The sequence below is a fragment of the Aquimarina intermedia genome, from assembly GCF_008124785.1.
GTDB classification, from domain to species: Bacteria; Bacteroidota; Bacteroidia; order Flavobacteriales; family Flavobacteriaceae; genus Aquimarina; species Aquimarina intermedia.
The window spans coordinates 20344-46582 of the sequence record NZ_VNHU01000015.1 but is presented as its reverse complement, the minus strand read 5'-3'; the positions used below and the strand labels follow the sequence as shown (position 1 = coordinate 46582).

Below are 26239 nucleotides of genomic sequence, written 5' to 3'. Positions count from 1 at the left end.
GACCAAAAACAAAAAAAATATTAAAAAGAGGATACAATTACGTTATAAAATCATCACAACCTCTATAGAAAGAAGAAAATGGCACTCATAAATCGATAAAGAGAACTTCTGTTAAATAGGTTCCACCTCACGCAGATCTATAGAAATACATATTAAACCCCATACTAAGGAATATCGACCCGGTTTAGTCAACACGGCCTGCATGCTCGGTCGTACCGACCGCATGAATGCTTAGTTGTTGTACACAGTATTTATTTACTTAATTCTATTTGAAATTTTGTCGCATTAAATGCTGCTTGTAAACCTCTTAAATTAGATTCCGACTTATTTTTCTCAAATAGTTCAGTTACGTATTCAGTTTGTTTAGTCACATTATCGTTCTCTTTTTGAAAAATTTGGTATTTCAATAAAATTAAATTTGCCATAATTTTATCTGAAACACTTAATTCGCTTTGATTTAGATATTCGTCTATTGCATTTTTTATCTCAGAATCATTTTCAGATATTTCATCGAATAGATAAGCATTAGCCAAGTCAGATTTATTCATAGTTGAATAATCACTTTGGTCAGACATATCTTTTCGGTACGTCATTTTGTTACCATTTAGAAAATACCATCTCGTATAGGAATCATTTTCCATTTTAATATCTTTTTCAAACTCTTTTTTCTTAACGCTCCAATTCGTGAAAGCTATTAAAAGTTCAGTTCCGTCATCTTTCTTTAAAATTGCGAATCGGATTAAGTAATTCCTTTTTCCAGGTTTTTCAATTTCAATGTCTAGTTTGTTTTCTACTGAAACATATTTTTTCAAAGCTTTTAAAATTGAGGAAACATCTTCTGCGTTTGCTTCTGGAAACAGATTTTCTCTTAAAAAGAGGTCGATATATAAGTAATGAGTCAAATAAAAATCATCCATTTTCAGATAATTCGCCTCTGTTAAATGCTCAGTTTTTATATTGATTTTGTCCGATTGAGAATATCCAAAATTTGTGAATATTGCTAAAAGTAAAAGTGTGATTATTTTTCTATTCATTCTGTTGGGTTATATTGTGTACAACACTGTTATATAATCACCTTTGGTAACTATATTTCTTTTATGTGAGTAGCTAAAATAGTAAATCTTTTATGTTTTTAAACTTTTTGATGGCAACATGCGTATAAATTTCTGTAGTTTTGGTAGAGTTATGTCCTAGCAAAACCTGAATATGTCGCAAGTCGATGCCCTCCTCTAAGAGGTGTGTTGCAAAGCTATGTCGTAACATATGTGGATGTACTGACTGTGTAATTTTAGCTCTTTTGGCAGCTTGTACTACTACTTTTAGCACACTCTCGGCGCTATACTTTTTACCCGGCACCAAAGCTTCAAATAAATACTCAGCGGGTTTGTATTGCTTATAATACATTCTGAGATCCTCGAGAACCACACGATTAAGTACAGTGTAACGATCCCTCTTTCCTTTGGCTTGTCGTACCTTGATTAACATCCTACTACTATCAATATCCTCGATTTTCAAATTTAGGAGCTCTCCCCTACGTAAACCAGCCGAATATAATAGGCTTATCATGCATTTGTGTTTCAAATTTTTGGTAAGTGCAATCATAGTAACAATATCACTTTTAGCCAGTACACTAGGTAATTTTTGTTCTTTTCTGGGGCGTTCGATACTATAAAAACGGTTCGGCATCCCCATCACAACCTCATAATAAAATTTAATACTATTGATAGCCTGATTGACATAACTAGTAGACTTGTGCTGTTGAATAAGCGTTTGTAGATATGTACGTATTTCTTGTTCTGATAGTTCATCTATGGTAAACTTTCTATAATGATTTATAAACTTCTCAAAATGATGAATATACGTTTTACAGGTATTGAATGCGTAGCGTTTCAATTCAAGTTTAGCAAGATATGCCTCTGGCACATAGGTATAGGAGATCGATTTGGTTCGTTGACGATACCCTTTAATGTCTGTTGGTGGATTGTCCCGTATCACTTTTTCTTTAAAAAAAGAAGTTCCGTTAATCCACGCCACACCTCTGAATTTAGCAAAAATTTGATCCAGATTTTCTTTGGTATACACAACATACATCATTCCGTAGGTACTACTCCACTTCGGGTTGGATAGTGTTTGAATTACTGCATCCAAGACGGTATCTGTATTGCATTGTAAACCTATCTACTTCTGATTATCAATCCATAAATGCTTTAGTGTAATACTTTTATAGGGAGTCTGCATCTGGTAAAAGTCAAAATAAAGAAAGCTTCCAAGAAAACTAAGCGTATATTTATACGTCTATTAAACGTATAATTAAATGACTATGAGTGTAGCTTGCTTACATTGCAGTACCAAACTTAAGGGAAGGTCTGATAAAAAATTTTGTTCTTCCTATTGTCGATCTGCCTATCACTATGAAATAAATAAGCAAAAAGAAAGTAGTACCTTTCAAAAAATTGACCGTCAGCTTAAGATAAATAGAAAGATTCTAAAAGCTTATAATAAAGCAGGACTCGCTACGATAAGGAAAGAAAAACTGTTAGAGGCTGGATTTGATCCCGGCTATTTTACGCATTACTGGAAAAATCAAAAGAATCAAGTATATTTATTTTGCTATGAATACGGATTTCTTGACCTACAACATAAATATGTCCTAATTACCTGGCAACCGTATATGGAGCGTAAAGGTACATCGTAGTCGTTATTTTATAAGCAGTATAAGTTTATAACGGAATTATAACCTCATCCCCACGCTTACGAATATAACTAGTGATGATTTTTGAGGTGTGATAGGTATGGGTTTGCAGACGTACTATCTCCTCAAAATCCTCGCTTTGCGCTACCTGAGTAGTCTCGTCTATAAAACCATATCCTCGATACATACCATCCTTAACCAATACAAAACTCTGTTCGTCACCGGTTCTCCCCTTTTCTTTAATGATATAGCTCATTTTTTTATTCAAACTGCTCTCCATAGCTTTTTGCACGCGTAAGTTATAGGCCTCAACAGCTTCTTCCTGACTGCAGACTCCTTTGCAGGACTTAATCTTATAGTGAGAACACCTTGCTGTACTCTGTTGTAAATTGCAATATCTGGGACACAACTCAAAGGAGATACAAAGTTCCTCTAAGGCAGCTATGGCATCGGCTCGGGAGTAATAAAATTCTATGGACGTATCAGCACTGTAGGATTGGTCAATAGCTAGCTGAAGGACACCCCTTCGATTGGTATAACTGATGATATGAAACGGAATTACCGGTTTTTTTTGAGCCGTATTAAATTCCGGGTAATGTTTACGTATCATTTCGGCCTCTAGCAACAAGGCAATTAGTTCATTTCCGGTAACTTCATAATCAATCGTGTGTGTTTTTTGACCTAATAAATACTCTTTATTTTTCTTATCATAAAAATGACTGATAACGCGTTGCTTGATATTCTTCGCCTTGCCGGCATAAATAATCTTCTCTTTCTGATCCTTAAAAAGATAAATCCCCGGAGATGCAGGTAACGCTTCGATCTGCTCCGCTTTTAAATGTGGTGGTAGCGTGGCTTGCTTGGATCGGATATTCAAAAAACTATTAATGATACTAAGATCTGGATCTTCCTCTAAAATTTTTTGAAATAGGACAACTGTAGCGTCCGTATCCCCCTCTGCCCGATGCCTGTTCTTTAATTGTATGTTGAGCGAAGTACATAAGTTACCCAAACTATAGGAATACAATCCGGGAAATATTTTACGTGAAAGTCGCACTGTACACAACTTCTTTCGAACAAAATTATGACCGATTGCCTTAAACTCATTCCGTACAACATTGTAATCAAAGGAGACATTATGCGCGACAAAAATAGCTCCCTCCGTAATCTCCAAAATACGCGCTGCAATTTCGTCAAAGGCCGGAGCGTCATGTACCAAATCATTATCGATCCCCGTTAATCCCGTAATATAATTGGGAATGTGCTGATCAGGGTTCACCAGTGTGGTATATTTATCACGTATAACCTTCCCTTCAAGAAGTACAATACAAATTTCGGTAATACGATTCCCGTTTATTCCTTTTCCCGTGGTCTCTACATCAATGACAGCGTAGCGTTGCTCCATAATCTTACTTTTTCAAGCTTGTGCAAAATTAAACTTAAAATTTGGAATTATTCCTATTTTTAGGATTTTTTCCTTTTCGGAAAGGTAATTTGGTAGTTGTAAGATACGACTGAAGGATTCAGATAGCTATAGCAGTTGGTGGTTCACGACTCCTTTTGACTAGTCAACCGCTTGGTTAAGGCTGCCAAATCCTTTGCTACATATTCCGGTACTGTGGATATATCATATATATTCTTGCCGGGACGTGCGATAAAACCGGTTTGTAATCCTGCCATTTGTGCTCCATAAATATCCCAACCATGTGCTGCAATTAAAAGTGCCTCCTCAGGGGTACATGAATAAAGTTCCAAAACATATTGATATGTATTTGGATAAGGTTTGAATTTTTTGAGCTGCTCAACACTAATAATTTTATCAAAAAAAGCGGTCAATTCCGCATACTCAAGTTGTGCTTCGACTGTTTTTTGTCCGCCGTTGGTCAAAGCTACCAAGATGAACCCGCTCTCTTTGAGTAGTTGTAAGGATGCTTTAACTTCGGGGTGTGGTGATAAATTAGTAATGTTCGAAAGGATAGCATCTATGCTGATATCATCAAGAAGATTATGTAGGTTTTTTGAAACCATCCTCAACGTATTTTTTCCAATGGCTCCAAAATCTTTATAAACCCCTGCTGCATTCTCAACTAATGAATAGTGTAATAAGGTAGAAAACCATAGATCAAAAGCTGTGTCACTACCCACCGCTTCATTTACCTGAGTTTTGAGCTTTGTAAGATCCAGCAAGGTTTCGTTAACATCAAAAATTAAGATTTTTGGAAGCTTTTTCATATAAATTTAATTAATTCTTGTGCTGCATCCTTCAGTAGGAGTATGTATACGAGCAGTTGTAGTTATAAGAGTATATGCTTAGGCATCTCTTACTCCTTCCAGCAGTATTGAGTCAACGGAATCGTCACTTGTAGTATGTAAAACGGATACATCTCCTGTGGATTCGAGCACTACTGCTTTTACTTCGGACATCTGGATAACATTAGCCTCTCGCAATTTGGCTATGAGAACACTTTTTGAAACATTTGATTTCGCTAAATTGTCATACAAAATTTCACCATCTTTAGCCAAAAATAAAGGCGTATTGGTCGCTATTTTTTGCGCGGTTTTTGATTTTCGGATCAAAATTGAAAATACCACCTGAAAACTTACCATTGCTGCCAAAGCGATAAGACCTTTTACTAATGATTGGTTGGTATTCATAATCACCGACGCGATTATAGAACCAATCGCAATAGTAGAAGCAAAATCAAAACTTGTCATTTTGGCAAAAGTTCGCAACCCGGCAATCCTTGTGATACCGATAATTGCCAGATATATCCCCAATACACTACCCAATAAGGTAAGTACGTTCAAATCTGAATTCAAAATCCACTCCATTTGCTTTTATCTATTTTAAACTTTTACTGATGTGCTTTCTTTAATAAATCATTAATTGTCTTTACCGGATTAAAGAGCGATGGTTTCATCTCGACAAAAAGTGTATTCCAATGTTGCATGCTTCCGTTCCATAATCCCGGGCGTTCCAAAATAGTAATTGGCTTGCCATTATATGTTTTTTGACTGATAATCCCTTCTCCGTCTTTACAAAATTCGTTCAGATCAAAGGTATTTCCTTCATAATCCTTTATGCCACAGCAAATTTCGACGGGATTAAAATGGGTGGCAGCATCTAACTGCTGTTTTTGCTCAGGAATCGTTACGTCAACCTCAGCTGTTTCTACAATTTGCATAGAAATATTGCCTTTGCCGTCTTCTACCCAAAATGGACCTCCCCCGGGCTGTCCGGTATTTTTTACTACGGCACAAATACGAAGCGGTCGATTCAAAATCCCAAATAAAATTTTACACCGTTCTGCTTTTGAGCGTTTTTCAAAATTTATGGCAAGTTTTAAATGCAAGGTGGTTTTAGTAAAGTTTATTACCTCATCAAGTTGTGCAGTTGATAATGCATCCATCTTAAGTTTTGGCAGCATCTCAAAAATATAATCTTGTGTAGCGATTAGATTCCCAATCATGAGTTTTCTGAAATCAGCAACTTGCTTTTGGATTTTACGTTTGGCTATATTATCGATATTTGAAATAAAAATAATATCCTGAGATAAGGTGTTCAAATTGGACAGCAAAACGCCATGACCCGCAGGTCTAAACAATACTTTGCCTTGACCATCTCTTACCAGCATGTGTTCCTTGGTCAAACTCACGGTATCTGTTTGCTCCGACTGATGCGAAAAACTAATGGACAGGTTGTTCTGTGTAAGCTTTTTAAGCTTTGAATGTGCTGTACTCAATGCCGTGTTAAAGTGCGTCTGTGCCGATTTTAATGTAGTAAAATGCATTTCAGCTTGTTTGAAGCTGGCACTAAAATCTACAAACTGTCGAAGCTGCTCGTCAAAGGCTGTCAGCACTTCTCCTCTCCTACCTTTATGAAATGGGAGTAGTCCTTTGGGTAAGGCTAAAAATTTGAAGTTTGGATCGTACAATAATGCTTTCGCAATCATCAATTTGCGCTCATCCTTAGCTAAGGTATGCAATTCGAGATGCTTTAACGTGGCTTTTAATTTTTTATAAAAAGGAAATTTTTTAATTTTTCTGAAAAATACAGAGAGTTCAAATTGCTTCGTTCTATTTATATAGCTGCTAAAACTCTCTTCGCCCGGTTTAAAGTCGTTTAGAAAGGTGGTGAGATCCTGAAGCATTCTGGAACCTGCTCCCGATGCCGGTATAAAATGACAATAGGTTAACGTATCAGCGTGTTCTTTAAAAACACTTAGTAACCGTTTTCTTTCCTTAGCGTTCCATTTTATAATCCCATCTTTTAAAGTTACCGGCTTCACAACTTTAGTGTGCTCTCTGGGACGTTTTAGGGTTACAAGTTGGTTTTCTACAATCTCCGGAGTTATTTTTCTTAATCTAAACTGGATGTAATCTCGTTTATCAAAAGTATACTTCCTTTTATTGGCTAAGGCAGCTGTTTTCATTGTTTATTTTAATTTACATTTGAGTTTGCCCCTTTAAGGTATGCTCTTGTATTAAATGTATAGATGGTTTTTTACGAATAGTAATTGGTTTTTTCTGATCACATGTCCAATCTATCAATTCTAACTGAGTAAATTTTTCTAAGGTGCTATCCATTGGCCACTCTCCCCATTTCTCGTAAAACAAATCAGAGTTTTTGATTACGTAATCAAAATTGTTTAACGGTAAGGCATAGAATGCATATTGTTGATGGTACACAATCGCATCGTTAAGATAAAAAGGACAATTTAATTCTCTTGCTTTAAACGCAAAATCCAAATCCTCTGCCCCATAGCCGGAAAATCTGGTATCAAAACCGTTTAGAATAGTATACTGTGTCTTACTGATTGTAAAACATAGACTCCAGAACAATTGATAGTTAAACTCTTGTTTTATATCGTATACCTCGGGACGTTGCGGATGATAAACACTGGATTCTCCCAAAATTTCTATATCAAAGTCTGATTCGATTTTTTGAGTTATATATTTTGGCGTTCCCATAATCAGACCTTCATACAACAAAGCATGCCGAATCATTGTACCGATAAAATTAGCTTCTGGAATACATTTAATATTTATAAATATTAAATTCTCAAAACTGGCAGCTTCAACACCTAAATTGCGTGCTTCGGAAATTGGAAGACCTTCGGTTTGCTTAGGATTAAAAGGAACATAGCGAATAGTAAATGAATATGACTGTTCTATCGTTACATCGCATTTCATACATACAATGACCACCTCATCAGGATGTTCGTTTCCCTGTTCAATGGCATCCAATAGGTGCATCAAATCTTTTCTTTGATTTTGATATATAGTTATTACACTAAATTTATTCATAAACTACAAGGTTTTAATAGAAGCGTACCAGAAGTGGTCTTAATTAGGTTTTCAGTAAAAGGCCAATGTTTTATAACATTCACTTTACCACTCTGCGCCTATATTCTGATTTTTTGAGTTCATGATAAGCAAACGTAAATGCGTAGCATCCCCTGATATTTTTTTCTCTCGTTGAATAAGTGTTGAGAAAAATGATGGAATTTGCATTAGGGTCCTAAAGAATCTCTTTATGGAATTTATAATAGTAAGCCCTTGTGTTTGAAGTATTTTTTTCATTGTCAAAAGTATTATATTGTGTGAAATTGTAAGAAAAGCAAACAAGTTAATATCCTTACACCCTAAATGTAAGTCTTGTCCTAGTTATTTCATACCCGTGCCCCCCAACTTTGGGAGTATCTTAATACACTTTAACGATTAACTTAAATCTCTTAACATGTACGGGAATTTTGAACGATTCTTACAGTCTCACCTTTGTTTCAGTACTTTTCTTATTTTAACGCTTTTTTTGTAAGAAACACAGCTAAATCACAAAGCCTTAACATATGCTTGTTAAACAGTTATAAGGTGCTATGCAGACTTTTATTTACTTTATATTTTAGAGTAACTTTAAAAAATCAGATATGGATACTTCAGAGAAAAAACTAGCACAAGAAAAACAAAGTAAAAAAGAACAAGCTATTAATCTTGATGAAACTCAAGGTAAAAAGATCAATCATCAGGAAAAACAACGCAAAGAACAACATCAACCCCGAGACAATGCGTAAGCACTAAAAAGCCTGAGTTATTAGTACTCAGGCTTTTTTTTAAGCTTCTTTTAATCTTCGTCGACTCTTCTTCTATCGTTGCCACGTTGTTCCCCATATTGATTCGTATGATTATCCTTTTGTGGTCCTTTCTCTTTTTTGGGATTCCTGCTTTTTAATTTTCCAGAATCTTCGTTTTGTTTATCCTTTTCCATGATATATAAAATTTAGTTTATAAGTGTGTCATCGATAAAATCATCAATGCCAAATTGTTCTTTGCTTGTATCCATACTCAAGTTTTTGGATAAGTCAAATAGATGGGCTTCAGTTTCAAAAAAATGCATCATATATCCTGCTGTATTGATAAAAATCACAACATCGCCAATGTCAGGTATTTGTTTGAGTGCTATTTTTCGCTTTAAGATTACATCACGTTCAAGACAATAGGCTCCTACGAAGTATCCTTCGATCCCCGTATCTTCTTTACTTTGCATATGTACTACCATCGGATCCAGTAAAAAATCTGCACTTGAGCTCATGAGTTGACTCATGTTCATTTCTAATCCAATTAATAACGAACCCTCACTATCTCTTTTTCTAAATGCAACTTTTGCCATGGTAATACCTACCTGGTCCAGCAGGGAGCGTCCCGGTTCCATACGCAGTTGGATGGATTGCTCTTTGAGCCGGAAAGCTGCTGTCTTTTTGTCTGCATTGATAAAATCTAAAATTTCTTCTAAGAATTGAGGTCCGTGAATTGTATTGTAATACGGGTAGGTTGCTAAATTGCCATGCAATACGCCATCAATCATTTCATAACCCAATCCTTGATTCTGAAAAGTAATTGGTAGTCTGTTACCTTGTACTGCATCTTTCAACTGTGTTTTAAAAGCATTCCATTCCTCCTCATCCTCCAGATAGTTCATTAAAAATCCTCCACCAATATCAATAAATAAGGTTTCAAATTTTTCTGATCTTAACTCCTCAGCTATTTGTAGCGTTTGGTGTAGAGCCTCTCCTCTTTGAGATGTTGAATACCCATCGAGATGAAAATGCAACCCTCGATACTCTAAATTATCAAACTCCTTGTCCCAACCTACATTCTTAATAATAAAATCCGTCACCGAATCAACATCAAATCCAAAGCGACTATATAGTTTTTCTCCTGCATGATAAAAACCGCTTACCCTAAAGCCAACGATCGCTCTTTTATTGAGTTGTGTGGCAATCTGAGAAACAGCACGGCATTCATCTTCATTATCCAGAATTAGTACTACATCATTAAGGATAGCTAATTTGATCAAATCCTCATTCTTGATTGCAGCGGTAGAAACCAGTTTATCACTGGCTACTCCAACCTCTAAACTTTGCTTTAATTCATTAAAACTCGCCGTATCCACTCCAATACCCGTCGCTTTTGCTTTTGCAACTAGAGCCTTGCTTTTATTAGCCTTTCGAGCATAAAATATAAGATGCTCTAATTCATGTCGATCCAATACTTCTTGATACGCCATAATATTCTTTTCAAATTTATCTAGTGCGTGCACATTGATCGGAGATCCGTAGGTTTCAAAAAGTTGCTGTTGTAAAACTTTATCATTTGCCACCTGCCTCATCCACGGTGCTATACGCGGAGTTAAACTTGGGAGCACTGCTATTTTATCTTCTATTGCGTTCATTTTATTAAACTGAAATTAAAGTGGTTGCTTCTATAATTTTATTGGCCCATTGAGAGGCAAAATCATTTCGTGTACGGGATAAGGTGTCATTATCAAAGGTAATTCCCTCGGTAGGTGTCCCATATAAAGTAATCCCTTTTTCGACCTCACCATCACTTCGGATTAGATGGCCTTCATTGGTAATTGCCAGGCATCCGGGTGCATACTGGTAATTGTTGGATGCATTTATAAATGGAGTGGCTAGTTTTCTTTCACAAAGCTTTGCAAAAAGCTGCGTTTTTTCTGCCTCGATATTAGTTTTAGGAATTCTTGCGTCAATTAAATGATCACAATAGCTATAAGTTTTATCTGTACTGTGTTTTAATTGTATGTTGTCTTTTTCTTTGAACACTTTGACAATCGGTGACTTCGCATAACTGAAATTCACAATGCCACTATCGGCAAGGGCAACTAATTTTTTCATATTGATTACGGGTGCTCCATAAGCGATACGATTAAAGTGACCAGAAAAATTGGCATCAAAATCTTCTTGAGATTCAGCGGTCAATCCTCCAAAACTATACAGATTATTAAATAGCGGACTAATTTTGCGCCACATGGAAACCGCTAGTTGTATAGGCGCTTGAGCGCCATAGTTCTTTATAGCAGTCAGATTATCTTTGATATAAGCTATAACCCGGTCATGATCATATGATTCTTGAGGAATTGGATCCAATAAACTTTGTAAACTAAACTTCTCTTCTTCGGGAAATTGTTTATGTAACTGTCGAATAGTCTGTTCTATACGCGAATAGTCCTCGTTAAAAAATAAGGATTCACCTTTTAACTCAAACAATTTTTGATAATAGGCAAATTGAACATCCTTTTGTATAGCAGGTAATAGTTCGGTTCTAAAATTGACCCTGGTTTTCTGTTGTAATTGTTTGTAGGCTCTTTTATAAGCTTGTTGAAAATATAATGGCTCCGGAGTCTCAAAATCATCGTTTGCAATAGCTGCTCTTGGAATCATAGGTAACCCGGAGATAGAAAAAGGATATACTATTGCGGGTTCCTCACCACTTTTACAATATTGATAGGCATCTGTTACCTTAACAAATCTACCGCCCCTACCTTCTGTCAACGCTAATATCGTATCTATAAACGTAAGTCCTAATCCTTTTATAGCTACTGTGGCGTTATTTTCGATGTGAGCAAGTGTGTTTTGTACCGGATATACAAAGTCAATGAACATTCCTTTTTTAGCTTCGGGGTATAGCGTATTGTCGTTATTTTTATTTCTTTGATGACCGGTAGTGATTAGCAATTCGTCAAACGCTTGCGGAATAGCGATTTCTTGCTGATGATTGTTTACACCTGATATATAATAACCATCTTCCCGCTTGTCTATACTGTGGATTTCAAATACATGTTGAATAATGATAATATTCTTTGGTTTGTGCTCCAACAGCGCACTTAATCCTTGCTTAAGATATTGACCGACTAACTTTCTTGGTGCATTAATGGCATCAATGTTCTTTTTTGGATCTTCAAAAGTTGAACTATACCATTCGCTAAATGTAAGCGTATCTTCAACAATAGGTCGTGGTTCTGTTCGTGGCCACATATCGATATACCTGTTAGCATAATTCATTAACAAATATGAGGGTTGATCTGTACGATATACTGATCCACTTCCGAAATGATCATTATTATTAAACAAATGAAGAATAATTCTTCGTTCGGAACCATTATTTTTATAGGCCGCCAACAATCGTTCCAGTCCGTACAATCCTTTTGGACCAAAACCAACAATGCCAATAACTAAGGGCTCATCGTTAAAAAGTTCTTTGCCTGGCATAATTAAATTGTAATAGATTGATGAGGAAGGTTCATTTCAGGAAAATGAGTTTTTACCCATTGTTCGTTGTAAATAGTATCGAGATATCGCTCTCCTCGATCACATAAAATCAGGGCACAAGCACTATCTTTCTTAATGTTCATTTTATATTTCTCTACTGCACTGATGATGGCCCCCGAAGAACCCCCGCAAAGGATCGCCTCATCTTTCAACAATCGCCAACACCCCTCAATACATTCTTCATCAGATACATGTACTACGTCATGCACTGAGTCTAATTCCAAAAAATTAGAAGGAACTCCGGCACCATGACCTGGAATCAAACGTTCTTTTTTATCCTTGGCGAACAGAACACTACCGATAGCATCGACAGCGATAATTTTTGTAGACAGTCCATTACGCGCAATATATTCTGCGCACCCCATTAAAGTTCCGCAGGTACTGGTAGCCACAAAAACATACGCTACTTCGCCCTGCAACGCTTCTGCAATTTCTGACATGGTTGTATGATGTGTGGTGGGATTTAAGGTGTTTTCATATTGATTAGTCCAATAACTATTTGGATATTCTTTTAAAAGCTCCACTACTCTATTGAGCCGACTCTTTAAAAAACCTCCGTTTTTTTCCGGTTTTGAGACTGTTTCTATTGTCGCTCCATACGTTTCTAAAATCTTTGCGGTATGTTTATTTAGTTTGGGATCTACTACCACAATCAACTGCAGTCCATAAAACAGACACGCTTGAGCTAATCCAATAGCCATATTACCTGAGCTTGACTCGATAATAATATCCCCTTTTTTTATTTTACCCTCGCGCAGTGCAGTACTTAAAATGGTGTGTGCTGTTCGATCTTTTATACTGCCGCCCGGATTAAAACTTTCCATTTTTGCAAACATTTCAAAAGAATATGCCTGAGAGATTCGTTGAAGTGCAACCAACGGAGTGTCTCCTATAGTTTCCAAAATGTTAGCTGGATTCGCCGAAGGTGGCATCAATGTTTGTGTCGGCAAAAAAGGGTTTATCGAATGTATCATATAATTAGAATCGTGGTGGTCAAAAATTTAAGTTTTGTATTTTTTGTATTAACTATCAGGTACGTTTTAAACTCCATTGATTTAAATGTACCTGAGCTGTGGTTAAGGCTTTATGTAACGCGTGGTTACTTTTGAATTGGAGTTGGTTTACTATTCTGGTTTCTGCACTGAGTACAAATTCATTCTGCTCAAAGCACCAAGGAGTGATAGTATAAAATGTATCATCTATACGTTTGATAAAATATTGTTTATTATCAATTGTTTTGTTTATTTCTATCGATCTCGATAATGCAGGTACTTCATTTTGACATAATATCAACGAACAACGATCACAAAACAGCAAAAAGTTGTAATAGGTAGTTGCATCCTCTTTGGTAATATCATAGCGTTTTCTAAGAACGTTCCTTAGTTTCTTCTGCTGATCTAATAACTTACTAAGCTTATCATTTTCTGAGGCCTTACTTTGATATAAAAAATTTACATGCATGGATACTAACAACGTAATCCAACCGGATTTAAAGGACGCCAAGTTCAACACGCGGATAGCTCTCTCATATAATTCATTATGCGAAGGTTGATCCAACGCAAAGTCAAGGGGAGCGCCAACCTCATCTAAATATGTTTTCTCCTCAAAATCAAGTTGATTGTCATCATGCTCAATGATAGCTGTCAACGTTTCAACCCAATGTGGTGGTCTATACTTGTGGGCAAGTTGTTGTGCGATTTTACCTGCCAGTAAGCCATGAGTATATTGATAGATAACCTCCCAACCCGTATTGATTTTGTTAACAATCATTCTACAACCTGCTTGTTATGCCGATCTGCTTAAGTAATTTTCACAGGCAGTGATGCACTCTCTACAAGAAGCAGCACACTTTTGACAATGGTCATGCTTATGCTGACTACAAACATCAGCGCAAGCTTTACAAGCCTCTATACATAATTTTAATAGTTCATCTATGTTACCATAAGACTGAACTAACAAATCTGCAGTCGTCGCACAAAGAATTGCACAGTGATGATCTAACCTGATACAAGTTGACATGTCAGCAATATCCTCCTCATCCAAACATGCGTCTGCGCAGAATAAACATGCCTTTCTACAGGAGTAAAGTGTGGTAATCAAAGCGTCAATATTCATATCCAATCATTTTATAGTTAAGAATATAAAAGTGACTAATTCCGACTAGTCACTTTTATATACTGTTTATTTTACGCAAAATCCTCCAAAGATTTAATTCGGTTCAGTGTAGTACGTACATTCGTAATTTGCTCCTGTATTAGCGTTCTAAAGCGAGAAGGTAATTCTGAGTATTTCTCCAAAGATTCTTCATACTCCTCCAAGCTTGCTTTATCACCTCGTATACATTCTTCTAAGATTTCCTCATCATTATCCGATGAAAATGCAGATTTAAGATCCATCCAGGCTCTGTGCAAGCTACCTGTAGCACTACCACTATCTTTTATTTTATCGTGATCAGCATACTTGTGTAATTCTGCTTTTAATTCCTCAGCAAATTTTAATCTGTTTGCCGCATTATCTCTAAAATACATAGCAAGGTTAGAAGATGTGACTTTTTCTGCCGCTTTCAGGTACCCCTTGTTCGCATCATAATTTTTTTCAATTAGATCATTAATAAGACCTGTAATGTTTTCTGTAGTTGTCATATGTTTAAATTTTAATATTAAAGAATAATCTGTGTGTTGTCTATTTGGATAGTTTGGTCAACATATCATGATAAATTTAGGTATTAAACTTGCTCCTAATCTTAAATTGACATTGTTTAACACGGGGTGTAAATGTTACGTTAAGGATATGATCGCTTAGCCGTTAACTCTAAAATATTTTAAGATTTATAGCATGAAGTCGAAACTAAAAAGAGAATGTACTATCATTTAATACATTCTCTTTTGATCCTGAATTTTACTTTTATCGAATAAGTAAATCAGCAGTAAGTAGTGTAATTTTTATTTTCTCATAAATCCAAAAATTAATGAAATAATAAAAAGTACTAAAAAGATAAAAAATAGAATCTTAGCAATTCCTGCTGCGGCTCCGGCGATTCCACCAAAACCTAATACTGCGGCGATTAAAGCTATTACTACAAAAATGATTGTCCAACGTAACATGTTTATTTTGTTTTATGATTAGACCATAAAATTAACGCTTCACTATTGAAGCGCTATTGATTTTAACGTAAATAGATGATAATTTTAGTTTTTTTAGTTAAAAAAATAATTAAAATTCGATTTTGTTGGGTTTTAATTGTGATATTAAGATTTTTATCATAAAACAGTTAGCTTTAAATTCAAGAAAAAGAAGTAGCAAAAATTCATTTTCTGGCTTTCCAGAACGCAGCTACTAAATGAATATAAATCAAATCATTTTTGTAACTTTAAATACAAATTGCTCAAATATGCCATTAGCCTCTGAAAAATTTAGACTTATCCCTGAGAAAACGTCTCTCTTTCTCCTCGTACTAAAAACAAATGGGAAAGTACTATATTACAATAATGCTTTTGAATGTTTTCTTTCCAATATCGAGCTATCAGAAGAAAGTAATATAAAAAATTGGATTGTAGATGAGGATAAAAGTATTTTACAAGATGTTATTCAGAATTTAAAACTTAACAAAGCATCTCAAACGGTTATACTAAGACTTTGGGTAAGCAATGGTGTACTCAACTACATAAAATTTGATTTTAGCCTCGCTGAAGGGCTTATTCAAGCGACCGGAATGGATATCACTGAGGAAAGCAAGGAACAACAGGCACTTTGTTCCCTGTCCAAATTGACCAATACCGGGGCTTGGTTTTATGATGTAGAGAAAAAACAACTCTATTGGTCTACCAAGTGTTTTACAATTCACGAGACTACTTCAGACGAAAATATAACACTGGAGAGAGCTTTTAAGTTTTTTAAAGAAGATAGAAGATCTACTATCAAACAGCACTTTGATGAATTACTAAAACTTCAACAGGAATATGAATATGTTGAAAAAATTCACACAGATAAAGGCAATGAGAAGTCGATTCGTGTAATTGCTAAACCTGTGGTTCAAAACAATAAAGTAGTCTATGTAAATGGAGCTATTGCAGATGTAACTGAACAACAGAACTACTTGGAACAATTGAAAAAATCGGAAGAGACAAAACATCTGGCTCTAAAAGGAATTCGATCCGGGCTTTTTGATCATAATGTCTCGGATAGTAAAATAAGATACAGTAATTCCTTTAAAAAGATGCTGGGCTTATCTTTAAAACATGATTATGTAACCGAAGATAGCTTTTTGGAAAGAATACATCCTGATGATCTGGAAGAAGCTATAGTAAGACATCATCAAAATCTACAAAAAGACGACAAGCACTATTACAACTATTATAGAATAAAACATCACAACGGAGAATATCGCCATTACGATGTCTATGGATATAAAAAATTAGACGCTTCGAACAACGTTACTCGTATCGTAGGTAATCTAATTGATGTCCAAGATAAGAAAGAACGCGAGCAACTTATAACTGAGCAATCAGGCTGGTTACGAGCTATGATTAATCATGGATTTGATTATGCAATCCTATTAGATACTAAAGGTAAAATTCTAATGGCAGATAAGAATACCGTCGAAATAATAAAAAAAGATTTCAATATTAACCCCTTGGTTGCCCCAACTTTATTTATCGACGTGATGCCGGTTAACTTCAAAGTACCTTTTGCTCATGAATTTAATGAGGCGTTAAAGGGAAATGTAACTAAAAAACAAATCGAACGTATAGCAGATGATGGACAAATGCAGTGGTTACAAGTATCTTATGCTCCTATCTGTGATCAAAAAAAGGTTGTCCGTTCGGTACTCATTACATTTCAAAACATTACCGATCTCAAAATAGCAGAATACAAAATAAAAGAAGCTCATTTCAAAGAACAGGAATTAAGCAATCTGAAGTCCAATCTGTTATCCGTGTTTAGCCATGAGATTAGAACGCCTCTCAATGGAATTATAACTATTTCAAAGCTTTTACTTGATGAGCATTCTATGGAAGAACGTGACAAATTAGTAGATTATCTCGATGAAAGTAAAGATCGGTTGTTAGAAACGCTAAACAATCTTTCTAATTATAGCGAAATAGAAACAATTCAGTCAACCTTAAAGTTAGAACCGACAGATATAAATTTTGAAGTCGAAAGTTGTTTTAGAAATTTAAAACATCAGGCGCAGTCAAAGCGTCTGAGCTACGAATTACATTTAAGTAATACGACGCCTATTGCTATTATAGACAAAGAAGTATTGTCAACTGCACTACATAATATCATTCACAATGCCATCAAGTACACTGAGAAAGGAACAATTGATATTGAAGTTATAGATATAGCTAAGAAGGATTTAGTGCACATCAATATTAAAGATACAGGTATAGGTATTGATAAGAAAAACCTAAAAAAGATATTTGATCCTTTTGTACAAGAAAGCGTAGGCCTAAGCCGAAAATATGAAGGAACCGGTATTGGACTGAGCTTGGCTAAACGTTTTATTGAAGTTTTGAAAGGAACGATCACTGTAAAAAGTCATATTAATAAAGGAACTAATTTTCAAATTGTAATACCAAAACACTTATGAAAATTTTGTATGTAGAGGATAACAAAATCAACGCGGTAGTCATGGATAAAATGTTATCTAAAAATGCCTGCGATGTCATCACCGTAGCAAATGCAAGCACTGCTCTTCAAGAAGTTAGTGCTGATTCCTTTGACTTAATATTGGTTGATATTAATTTGGGTATAAATCAAATGGATGGTTGCGAACTTCTTAAAAGATTTCGTCTTATGGATCCTTTAAAAACAAAGCCTATATATGCCGTTACAGCCTACGCATTACCGGGAGATGAAGCACATTTTTTAGAGAAAGGGTTTGACCAATACTTTTCTAAACCCGTGGATTTTGAAAGACTCTTAAGCGCTATAGAAACTATAGCTGAATAAGAATATTTCTAAATTAAAATCTATCTAATTTGATTGAAACGAATACCTAATTCACTCTCTAAAGCACGTATTGTTTTCAATTCTTGTTTTACAATCAACGCCAAAGAAACACCTGTTTTTCCGGCCCTGGCAGTTCTTCCACTACGGTGCGTGTAATACTCAAACTGATCAGGTAATTGATAATGTACCACAAAAGCTAAATTATCCACATCAATTCCACGAGCTGCGACATCCGTAGAAACTAAGTATTGAAGTTTTTTATTTTTAAACGCACGCATTACTTTATCTCTGTCTTTTTGGGTCATTTCACCCTCTAATAAACCGACCTCGTAATTTTTGGCTAGTAATTGTTTTGCAAGAATTCTAGCGGCAACTTTTGTCTTCGTAAAAATGATGCCTCTACTCTCTTTGTTGGTTTTTAAAAAGTAAGTAAGTGTGTCCAGCTTACTTGCTTCTTCACCTACCACAAAATTATGATCTATATTTTTATTAACCGTAGCATTCTTATCAACTGTAATTTTAACTGCATCTTTACTAACATATGAATTGATAATCTCATTGAGCGCTGCCGGCATAGTTGCAGAGAATAACCATACATTTCGTTTCCCTTTGGTTTTGCTCAAGATGGTGGTTAAATCCTTTTTGAAACCCATACTAAGCATTTCGTCCGCCTCATCCATTACAATTGTTTTTATCGTGGAGATATCAACAGCTTTTTTTTCTAATAGATCTATTAATCTACCCGGTGTGGCTACGATGATATGTGTAGGTCTTTGCAACCTTTTAATCTGTCTGTCAATTTTTTCTCCACCATACACGGACTCAGCAAAAATTTTATCTGTGTGCTTGGTGAATTTAAAAAGCTGTTTTGCAATTTGTTGTCCTAACTCTCTGGTAGGTGCTAAAACAAGTGCCTGTGTTTTAGGATTGTTAGCATCAATTCCTGCCAATAAAGGAATTCCAAAAGCGGCTGTTTTACCAGTACCCGTTTGTGCTTTTCCGATAAAATCAGTAGCACTATTAAGTAGAATAGGAATAGCTTGCTCTTGAATTTTGGTAGGAGATGTAATTCCCATTTCCTTTAATCCCATGTTCAGTGCCTTAGGCACTCCTAAATCTAAAAAACTCATATACTCTTGCTTTTATTGCGCAAAAGTAATCTATTCTTATTAACTGACGCTACTTACCCAAAAGTTATCTATCCCGAAACATTCATAAAATAAGTAAATAATTGCTTATTTTGAGATAATCCTTTCTTATGGGTATGGGACTTTTGCATGCAGAATCCTCCATGGCAATTAAAGTCAAAACCTCCATCAGATGATAAAATCGAATGTAAAGACATGGTAATATCCAAATGTCTGGAAGAACTTAACACAGCAACCTTAGTGAATGAAGAAGCAGCGTCGTGATCATGCAGCTCCAATACTTCGACGGTATGCTTCATATTATCACTGATTGCAGCTTTATCGATTGATTGCGATACCGCAGTGGATATCCCCATACACACCATCAAGCAAGTAAAAAGTAAATGTTTTTTCATAGATCCAATTTAAATTCATAATTCCTAAACTTGAATCGAAAATACGTATCACAGGAAAAAAGATATGTGTAGTATAATGCAACTCATAAAAACATAGACAAAGTACATAAAAAATCGATAAAGTGTATAAAAAGTTTAAAAATTAACTGTTAAACTTACTTTTTATCAGAATAAACCTAATGTATTCGAGGTGTGTTCAGGAAGTTTTAAATCCAAATTGAGTCGCTCATTTAATTTTTGAATAAAGTAGGTTGCCAGAAGCGGTGATTCTTTTTCTACGTTCTGGTGGATAAAAAAATGCAGTTTTTCCAGTCCCAAGCCATGCCAAATCGCCAGTCGATCTACCCATTCGTCGAGACGTGTATAGTCCGATGTATGATTTGCACCGACATAGCGAATAAAAGCTTCTTTGTTGGTTAGACGCATGTGTAATAAATCTCTTCTGCCTGCCGTATCTGTAATGATTGACGCTACTTTGTATTTTTCTAAAAACGCGTTAAGTCTAGTGAAGTTTTCTCCGACATACCAATCGGGATGTCTCAACTCAACCGCCAGCGGTATGTCAACCGGCCATTGCTTTAAAAAGTTTGTGAGTCTGTCGATATGAGAAGGAGCAAAATTACTGTGCATTTGCAAAAAGATAGTACCTAATTTTTCCTTAAGTCTAACGGCGTTGCTAAGATATTCATCCACCAAGGGTTGAACATCGTCTGTAAGCCTTTTAAAATGCGATATATTTTGAACTAATTTGGGAAAGAATTTAAAATTTTCAGGAGTTTTGAGGTACCACTTCTCAAACTGATCTCCAGTAAATATTCTATAAAAAGTAGCGTTGAGCTCTATAGCATTAAATTGAGTCGCATAATAGCGCAATTCGTCCTTAGTGCCTTTTGGATAAAAGCCTTTTAAATCTTGTTTATTCCATTTAGCACAGCCAACATATGTGTCAAGGGATTTACTGTTACCAGATATAAGTACACGTTTTGTGTCCGGGTGATCCTCCGGGAGAGAAAAATCAATGGTCTCCGGGTTCTCAACTTTACCAAATTTCATACGATTATAAAGTTTAGAATAAATTCTTATTATATGGTAACCAATATATAAAGAAATCTAAGCCTATAATATGGTTAGGTATGATTTATGATTCCCTTAATATAAAGATAGCACAGGAACAGTATTTTAGTAATCACAAAACCCACTTTATGAAATTTATACCCACGGTCGTTATTATCATAGTAGCTTTTTTATCTACCGGTGTCACAGCACAAGATGCCAATAGCTTAATTAATACACATATCGAAAAAACCGGCGGTCGGGAGAACTGGGAACGTATCGATGGAATAAAAATGACTACTTCTGTCAATTTCAAAGGTTTTAATCTACCCATGTCGATCATCTCAACTTCAGATGGAAAACAAGCAATGATTGCGCAACCGTTTGGTCAGGATATTGTACTTTTTGCATCAGATGGAAAAACTAGTTGGGCTAAAAATCCCATGACACTGCAAACCGAAAAATTAAGCGAAGATCAAGCGGATCAGATGAAAAAAATATCTGACATATTTCCTAATCCGTTATTGCGATATAGGAAAAATGGTTTTGTTGCCAACCTAGTCGGTAATGCAACCGTAGGAGGTAAAAACACATTTAAAATTGAGCTGAAAGAAACAGAAAGTATGGACACCACCATTTTTTATCTGGATACTACCACCTACCTTCCCGTACGTATCGAAAAAACAGTGAATAATGAATTAAACACCATAGAAATCAAAGCATATCAAACTATCGACGGAATGGTATTTCCGGTTAAATTTTCCAGAAATGGTACGGATGCTGAAATTAATACCATTGTTTTGAATCCAGAAATTGATCAGAACCTCTTCAAATTTCCAGGCTAACCCTATTTAATAATTGTTTACAACTGGTTGATAATTAAAACATCACCAAACGCAAGCAAAAAACATAAGCCTTATATTTAATAAAACAATTTAATATGGAAAATAGAGCATACGAACTTATCGCACTACGTCCTGAAATATTGAATGCGAGAGTCTCCCCAAACATGACAACTGACGAACAGTTTCAAAATCGAACTATCAGACCCATTGTTAAGCTACAAAATGATTTATTGATAGAAGTGTTTAGAAATTATGTCGTTAAGCGAAAAAACACATTCTACGAACTTTCTGTTGATCTACGCATGGCTTTTATAGAAAATGCGATCCAAAAGGACATGAAGTTCAGAAACATTTTAAAAGGTATCATAATTGGACAATTTACAGTAGATGAATATTTACAGTACACCAAAAATTCATCATCTCTAAACAAACGTATGATGAATATCGTAAAAGAACGTCTTCAAAGTAACATTCAATTGCTGGATTTAACCCGAGCGGTGTAATCAAAAACTAAAAAAAATAACCCCCGAAGGTATTTATTTACCTTCGGGGGTTATTATAATATAAATCCGTTACTTATGAGGAGGATTAATTCCCTCCTTCAAGAGCCTTCAATTTATTATTCATCTCTTCTGCACGAGGATCATCTATCTGATAGTAGATGTTCATCAACGTACGTACTACTTCTACATTATCAGGATTACTCTTAAGTGCACCATCCAGATAAGGGATCACACTCTTATAAAGTTCTTCTCTTTTAAGCTTAAGTGCGTCATATTTCTTATAATCACTACTACTGGTTCCTAGCGCATTCATTTTTTCAACGATAGCACTTTCACCACTTAAAATAATCGAAGCAATATTAAGTTGAGCTGCTCCATAGTCAGGTTTAAGCTCTAATGCCTTTTTGTAATACTCAATAGCTTGCTCATTATTATCTAACTTAGAAGCACTCACCCCAAGATTGTAATAAAGATCAGGGTTTTCAGGATCATTTGCCACGATCTGTTCCATTATTTCTTTATACTTAGCAATATTACCTAACTTATAAAACATATCAGCTTCAGCTTGCAATAAAGAAGCATCATTAGGATTCTCCTTTTTGGCATCAGCCATTGCTTGCATCGCTTCCTCATCTTTACCCTGACTGATATAAATCAAAGCAATGTTCTTTGCTATTTCGGCCTTTTTAGAATCTGTTAATCGCTCTTGCGGCTTGATAAATTCTCCAGCTTTCACCTGAATATTCATTACTGATTTTGAAGGAAAGTTTTCTTCTTCTCCAGTTTCCTTATTAATAGCAACAAATTCTTTCTGAATTCCTGTAAAACCAAGATCCTTTAATTCATTATAATAATTTAATGCAGTATCATAATCTTTACCATTCACCGCGTTAGAAGCAGCGTAATAAAGATAAATGGTGTCTGTTTTATTTGTTTTATATCCTAAGTATAACTTGTCTGCAGCACCTTTATAATTTTGCTTGTTTTGATCTTCGATTGCCTTTTCAACTAATGACTGACGGATTGTTTGTAAAGCTTCACTAGCATCTCCACTATATTTTGAGTTTCCAGCAGCATTCTCAATTTCTACCACCTTAGCATATGCCATCGCAGCACCTTCTACATTAGCAATATCATTTTTATCTGCCGCTGCATTAAATGCTTCAGCTTTTAAATAATAATATTGAGCTTTTTGCTTCTCATCAGCAGTGCTTAATTGTGCCTCAGCTGCTTTTAACGCCTCATTAGCAACTTCTATATCTCCTGATTTGAGAGCTTTAGAAGCAGATTTAAGGGCTTGTTTTTGAGAAAATCCAATAGCGCTTACTGATAGTAGTAATGCTAAAACAATTCTATTCTTCATCATGTTACGTTTTATTAGTTTTTTATTCTTCCGAGGTGTCATCAATAGTCGTGCCATTAGCAGTATTATCAGTATCTTCGGCTACAATGTCATCCATTTCTTCGTCAAGCACAACGTCTTCTTCGTCATGCATTACTTTTGCTACAGCAGCTATTGAATCTTTTCCTTTTAAGCTAATCAATCGCACTCCCTGTGTAGCACGACCCATTACTCTCAATTCTTCAATTGCTAAACGAATGGCGATACCGGATTTATTTATAATCATAAGATCATCGGCATCTGTTACATTTTTGATTGCTACTAATTTACCAGTTTTTTCGGTAACAGAAATAGTTTTAACACCTTTTCCACCCCTATTTGTGATCCTATAGTCTTCTAAATTAGATCGTTTACCGTATCCATTCTCTGAAACTACCAAAATATTGCTATCCATATCGTTTACAGATACCATCCCAATAACTTCATCTTTTTCATCTGCCAGTCTGATTCCTCTTACTCCCGAAGCACCTCTCCCCATAGGTCGAGTTTTTTCTTCTTCAAAGCGAATCGCTTTACCTGATTTTACAGCTAACATCACCTGACTTTTCCCATCCGTTAGTTTTGCTTCAAGCAATTCATCGCCTTCTTTAATAGTGATCGCGTTGATACCATTGGTTCTCGGACGAGAATATTGTTCTAAAGATGTCTTTTTGACCTGACCTTTTTTCGTTGCCATTATGACATAATGCGAATTGATATAGTCTTCATCTTTTAGATCCTGGGTACAAATAAATGCCTTCACCTTATCATCACTTTCGATATTGATCAGGTTTTGGATGGCTCTACCTTTGGACGTTTTACTTCCCTCCGGTATTTCATACACACGCATCCAGAAACATTTTCCTTTTTGCGTAAAGAAAAGCATGTATTGATGATTCGTTCCCACAAATAGATTTTCTAAGAAATCCTCGTTTCGTGTGGTACTTCCTTTTTGTCCAACGCCTCCTCTATTTTGTTTTTTGTATTCATTCAGAGAAGTACGTTTGATGTATCCGGCATGTGATATAGTAATTACCACTTTTTCATCCGGAATCATGTCTTCAATACTTAAGTCTCCACCTGCATACTCGATTTGAGAACGACGCGCGTCTCCATATTTCTCTTTTACTTCAAGCAATTCATTCTTGATGATGTCCATTCTACGATCTTTTTTCTCAAGAATATCTTTAAGATCTTCGATAGTTTTCATCAAATCTTCATACTCAGCTCGTAATTTATCCTGCTCAAGACCTGTCAACTGTCTCAAACGCATTTCTACGATTGCCTTTGCTTGTATTTCTGTAAGCTTAAATCTTTCAATTAACTTTTCTCTGGCTTCATCTGCATTTGAAGAGGCTCTGATTAAAGCAATCACTTCGTCAATATTATCAGAAGCAATGATAAGTCCTTCTAAAATATGAGCGCGTTCTTCTGCTTTTTTCAATTCATACTTTGTTCTACGCACTACCACTTCGTGACGATGCTCAACAAAATAGTGAATCATATCTTTTACATTAAGCATTTGCGGTCTTCCCTTAACCAATGCTATATTATTTACACTAAAAGAAGATTGTAATGCAGTGTGCTTATAAAGTAAGTTCAATATGATATTAGGTATCGCATCTCTCTTCAAGATATAAACGATACGCATCCCTTTTCTGTCAGACTCATCACGTATCGAAGAAATACCTTCTATTTTCTTTTCATTAACAAGGTCGGCAGTCTTCTTAATCATATCTGCCTTATTGACCTGATAAGGAATTTCAGAAACCACGATACATTCGCGTCCATTTACCTCTTCAAAACTGGCTTTACCACGAATAACTATACGACCGCGACCGGTTTTAAAGGCTTCACGAACACCATCATAACCATAGATAGTTCCCCCCGTAGGAAAATCCGGTGCTTTAATATGCTGAATGATTTCATCAATCTCAATATCTTCATTGTCAATATAGGCAATGGTTCCATCCACAACTTCTGATAAATTATGTGGTGGCATATTCGTTGCCATACCAACTGCAATACCAGAGGCTCCGTTAATTAGTAAACCGGGAACACGCGTTGGTAAAACTGTTGGTTCTAATAAGGTATCATCAAAGTTTAACGTATGATCTACCGTATCTTTATCGATATCGGCTAACATATCTTCTGATATTTTGCGCATACGTGCTTCGGTATAACGCATGGCTGCCGGACTATCTCCATCTACAGAGCCAAAGTTACCCTGACCATCAACCAACATATAACGTAAACTCCATTCTTGAGCCATACGAACCATCGTATCGTAGACAGAAGTATCACCATGCGGGTGGTACTTACCTAAAACTTCTCCGACAATTCTTGCAGACTTTTTATGAGCACCGGTGGCCCGTACGCCTAACTCATACATTCCAAATAAAACTCTTCTGTGTACTGGTTTTAAACCATCGCGTACATCAGGCAAAGCACGAGAAACAATAACCGACATCGAATAATCGATATACGCTGATTTCATTTCATCTTCAATATTGATAGGTATTAGCTTTTCTCCTTCAGCCATAAACTTAGTTTTGTTCTTACATTATTTAATAACGCGCTAATTTAAGAAATTTAGGACTGTATTAACAACCGTTCGCCTTTGTAATATGAGTAATTTATT

General features: G+C 35.6%; 27 protein-coding genes. 6 read left to right on the top strand and 21 right to left on the bottom strand.

The window, feature by feature from the left end; genetic code table 11:
* Positions 1-251 precede the first annotated feature (251 nt).
* Both BD809_RS15265 and BD809_RS15260 read right to left on the bottom strand, forming a co-directional pair.
* Positions 252-1034: a hypothetical protein gene (locus tag BD809_RS15265; RefSeq protein WP_148783850.1), complete on the bottom strand. Its 783-nt coding sequence runs from the start codon at positions 1032-1034 to the stop codon at positions 252-254.
* Between the two features lie 73 nt (positions 1035-1107).
* Positions 1108-2148 carry a tyrosine-type recombinase/integrase gene (locus BD809_RS15260; RefSeq protein ID WP_317130882.1) on the bottom strand — a complete coding sequence of 347 codons (1041 nt, stop codon included), beginning with the start codon at positions 2146-2148 and terminating at the stop codon, positions 1108-1110.
* 166 nt (positions 2149-2314) lie between these two features.
* Between BD809_RS15260 and BD809_RS15255 the strand changes: the two genes are divergently transcribed.
* Positions 2315-2695 (top strand): hypothetical protein, encoded by a 381-nt coding sequence (locus BD809_RS15255; RefSeq protein WP_317130881.1) that lies wholly within the window; start codon positions 2315-2317, stop codon positions 2693-2695.
* A gap of 25 nt (positions 2696-2720) precedes the next feature.
* Here the strand turns inward: BD809_RS15255 and BD809_RS15250 are convergent, their stop codons facing one another.
* From BD809_RS15250 to BD809_RS15225, 6 genes are all read right to left on the bottom strand, one after another.
* Positions 2721-4097: an exonuclease domain-containing protein gene (locus tag BD809_RS15250; RefSeq protein WP_148783849.1), complete on the bottom strand. Its 1377-nt coding sequence runs from the start codon at positions 4095-4097 to the stop codon at positions 2721-2723.
* A gap of 143 nt (positions 4098-4240) precedes the next feature.
* Positions 4241-4924 carry a haloacid dehalogenase type II gene (locus BD809_RS15245; RefSeq protein WP_148783848.1) on the bottom strand — a complete coding sequence of 228 codons (684 nt, stop codon included), beginning with the start codon at positions 4922-4924 and terminating at the stop codon, positions 4241-4243.
* A gap of 78 nt (positions 4925-5002) precedes the next feature.
* Positions 5003-5524 (bottom strand): DUF421 domain-containing protein, encoded by a 522-nt coding sequence (locus tag BD809_RS15240; RefSeq protein ID WP_148783847.1) that lies wholly within the window; start codon positions 5522-5524, stop codon positions 5003-5005.
* Positions 5525-5547: 23 nt separating this feature from the next.
* Positions 5548-7125, bottom strand: a complete 1578-nt coding sequence (locus tag BD809_RS15235) for a DUF4301 family protein (protein WP_148783846.1) — start codon at positions 7123-7125, stop codon at positions 5548-5550.
* 13 nt (positions 7126-7138) lie between these two features.
* The gene (locus BD809_RS15230; RefSeq protein WP_148783845.1) at positions 7139-7999 is read right to left on the bottom strand and encodes a glycosyltransferase family 2 protein; all 861 of its coding nucleotides are present in this window, start codon (positions 7997-7999) and stop codon (positions 7139-7141) included.
* 84 nt (positions 8000-8083) lie between these two features.
* The gene (locus tag BD809_RS15225; RefSeq protein WP_148783844.1) at positions 8084-8275 is read right to left on the bottom strand and encodes a hypothetical protein; all 192 of its coding nucleotides are present in this window, start codon (positions 8273-8275) and stop codon (positions 8084-8086) included.
* A gap of 344 nt (positions 8276-8619) precedes the next feature.
* Between BD809_RS15225 and BD809_RS15675 the strand changes: the two genes are divergently transcribed.
* Positions 8620-8763 (top strand): hypothetical protein, encoded by a 144-nt coding sequence (locus BD809_RS15675; protein ID WP_170251913.1) that lies wholly within the window; start codon positions 8620-8622, stop codon positions 8761-8763.
* Positions 8764-8813: 50 nt separating this feature from the next.
* Here BD809_RS15675 and BD809_RS15670 read toward each other — a convergent pair whose 3' ends face one another.
* The 8 genes from BD809_RS15670 to BD809_RS15190 all read right to left on the bottom strand — a co-directional run bounded on the left by BD809_RS15670 (position 8814) and on the right by BD809_RS15190 (position 15422).
* Positions 8814-8957 carry a hypothetical protein gene (locus tag BD809_RS15670; RefSeq protein ID WP_170251911.1) on the bottom strand — a complete coding sequence of 48 codons (144 nt, stop codon included), beginning with the start codon at positions 8955-8957 and terminating at the stop codon, positions 8814-8816.
* A 12-nt stretch (positions 8958-8969) separates the two neighbouring features.
* Positions 8970-10421 carry a Y4yA family PLP-dependent enzyme gene (locus tag BD809_RS15220; protein WP_148783843.1) on the bottom strand — a complete coding sequence of 484 codons (1452 nt, stop codon included), beginning with the start codon at positions 10419-10421 and terminating at the stop codon, positions 8970-8972.
* 4 nt (positions 10422-10425) lie between these two features.
* Positions 10426-12258 (bottom strand): FAD/NAD(P)-binding protein, encoded by a 1833-nt coding sequence (locus tag BD809_RS15215; protein ID WP_148783842.1) that lies wholly within the window; start codon positions 12256-12258, stop codon positions 10426-10428.
* 2 nt (positions 12259-12260) lie between these two features.
* A complete protein-coding gene (gene sbnA / locus BD809_RS15210) occupies positions 12261-13292 on the bottom strand; it encodes a 2,3-diaminopropionate biosynthesis protein SbnA (protein WP_246131567.1) in 1032 nt (343 codons plus the stop codon).
* 55 nt (positions 13293-13347) lie between these two features.
* Entirely contained in the window at positions 13348-14088 is a 741-nt protein-coding gene (locus BD809_RS15205) for a DUF3891 family protein (protein ID WP_148783841.1), read from the bottom strand.
* A gap of 15 nt (positions 14089-14103) precedes the next feature.
* Positions 14104-14433 carry a four-helix bundle copper-binding protein gene (locus BD809_RS15200; RefSeq protein WP_148783840.1) on the bottom strand — a complete coding sequence of 110 codons (330 nt, stop codon included), beginning with the start codon at positions 14431-14433 and terminating at the stop codon, positions 14104-14106.
* Positions 14434-14504: 71 nt separating this feature from the next.
* Positions 14505-14960: a ferritin-like domain-containing protein gene (locus BD809_RS15195; protein ID WP_148783839.1), complete on the bottom strand. Its 456-nt coding sequence runs from the start codon at positions 14958-14960 to the stop codon at positions 14505-14507.
* 300 nt (positions 14961-15260) lie between these two features.
* A complete protein-coding gene (locus tag BD809_RS15190; protein ID WP_148783838.1) occupies positions 15261-15422 on the bottom strand; it encodes a DUF1328 domain-containing protein in 162 nt (53 codons plus the stop codon).
* 287 nt (positions 15423-15709) lie between these two features.
* Here BD809_RS15190 and BD809_RS15185 point away from each other — a divergent pair, with 287 nt between their 5' ends.
* Together BD809_RS15185 and BD809_RS15180 are read left to right on the top strand one after the other, a co-directional pair.
* On the top strand, positions 15710-17911 hold the full coding sequence (locus tag BD809_RS15185) for a PAS domain-containing sensor histidine kinase (protein WP_170251909.1): 2202 nt from the start codon (positions 15710-15712) through the stop codon (positions 17909-17911).
* Entirely contained in the window at positions 17908-18273 is a 366-nt protein-coding gene (locus BD809_RS15180) for a response regulator (protein WP_148783836.1), read from the top strand. The genes BD809_RS15185 and BD809_RS15180 overlap by 4 nt, the downstream gene beginning before the upstream one ends.
* Before the next feature lie 20 nt (positions 18274-18293).
* Here BD809_RS15180 and BD809_RS15175 read toward each other — a convergent pair whose 3' ends face one another.
* From BD809_RS15175 to BD809_RS15165, 3 genes are all read right to left on the bottom strand, one after another.
* Positions 18294-19403: a DEAD/DEAH box helicase gene (locus tag BD809_RS15175; protein ID WP_148783835.1), complete on the bottom strand. Its 1110-nt coding sequence runs from the start codon at positions 19401-19403 to the stop codon at positions 18294-18296.
* 68 nt (positions 19404-19471) lie between these two features.
* The gene (locus BD809_RS15170) at positions 19472-19816 is read right to left on the bottom strand and encodes a hypothetical protein (RefSeq protein WP_148783834.1); all 345 of its coding nucleotides are present in this window, start codon (positions 19814-19816) and stop codon (positions 19472-19474) included.
* Between the two features lie 165 nt (positions 19817-19981).
* Positions 19982-20869 carry a DUF72 domain-containing protein gene (locus BD809_RS15165; RefSeq protein ID WP_148783833.1) on the bottom strand — a complete coding sequence of 296 codons (888 nt, stop codon included), beginning with the start codon at positions 20867-20869 and terminating at the stop codon, positions 19982-19984.
* Between the two features lie 149 nt (positions 20870-21018).
* Here BD809_RS15165 and BD809_RS15160 point away from each other — a divergent pair, with 149 nt between their 5' ends.
* Positions 21019-21714, top strand: coding sequence for an outer membrane lipoprotein-sorting protein (locus BD809_RS15160; RefSeq protein WP_148783832.1), 696 nt, complete (start codon positions 21019-21021; stop codon positions 21712-21714).
* 95 nt (positions 21715-21809) lie between these two features.
* Positions 21810-22217: a glyoxalase gene (locus BD809_RS15155; RefSeq protein ID WP_148783831.1), complete on the top strand. Its 408-nt coding sequence runs from the start codon at positions 21810-21812 to the stop codon at positions 22215-22217.
* An 85-nt stretch (positions 22218-22302) separates the two neighbouring features.
* Here BD809_RS15155 and BD809_RS15150 read toward each other — a convergent pair whose 3' ends face one another.
* Together BD809_RS15150 and gyrA are read right to left on the bottom strand one after the other, a co-directional pair.
* Entirely contained in the window at positions 22303-23580 is a 1278-nt protein-coding gene (locus BD809_RS15150) for a tetratricopeptide repeat protein (protein ID WP_148783830.1), read from the bottom strand.
* A gap of 22 nt (positions 23581-23602) precedes the next feature.
* The gene (gene gyrA / locus BD809_RS15145; protein ID WP_148783829.1) at positions 23603-26140 is read right to left on the bottom strand and encodes a DNA gyrase subunit A; all 2538 of its coding nucleotides are present in this window, start codon (positions 26138-26140) and stop codon (positions 23603-23605) included.
* Positions 26141-26239: the final 99 nt, after the last annotated feature.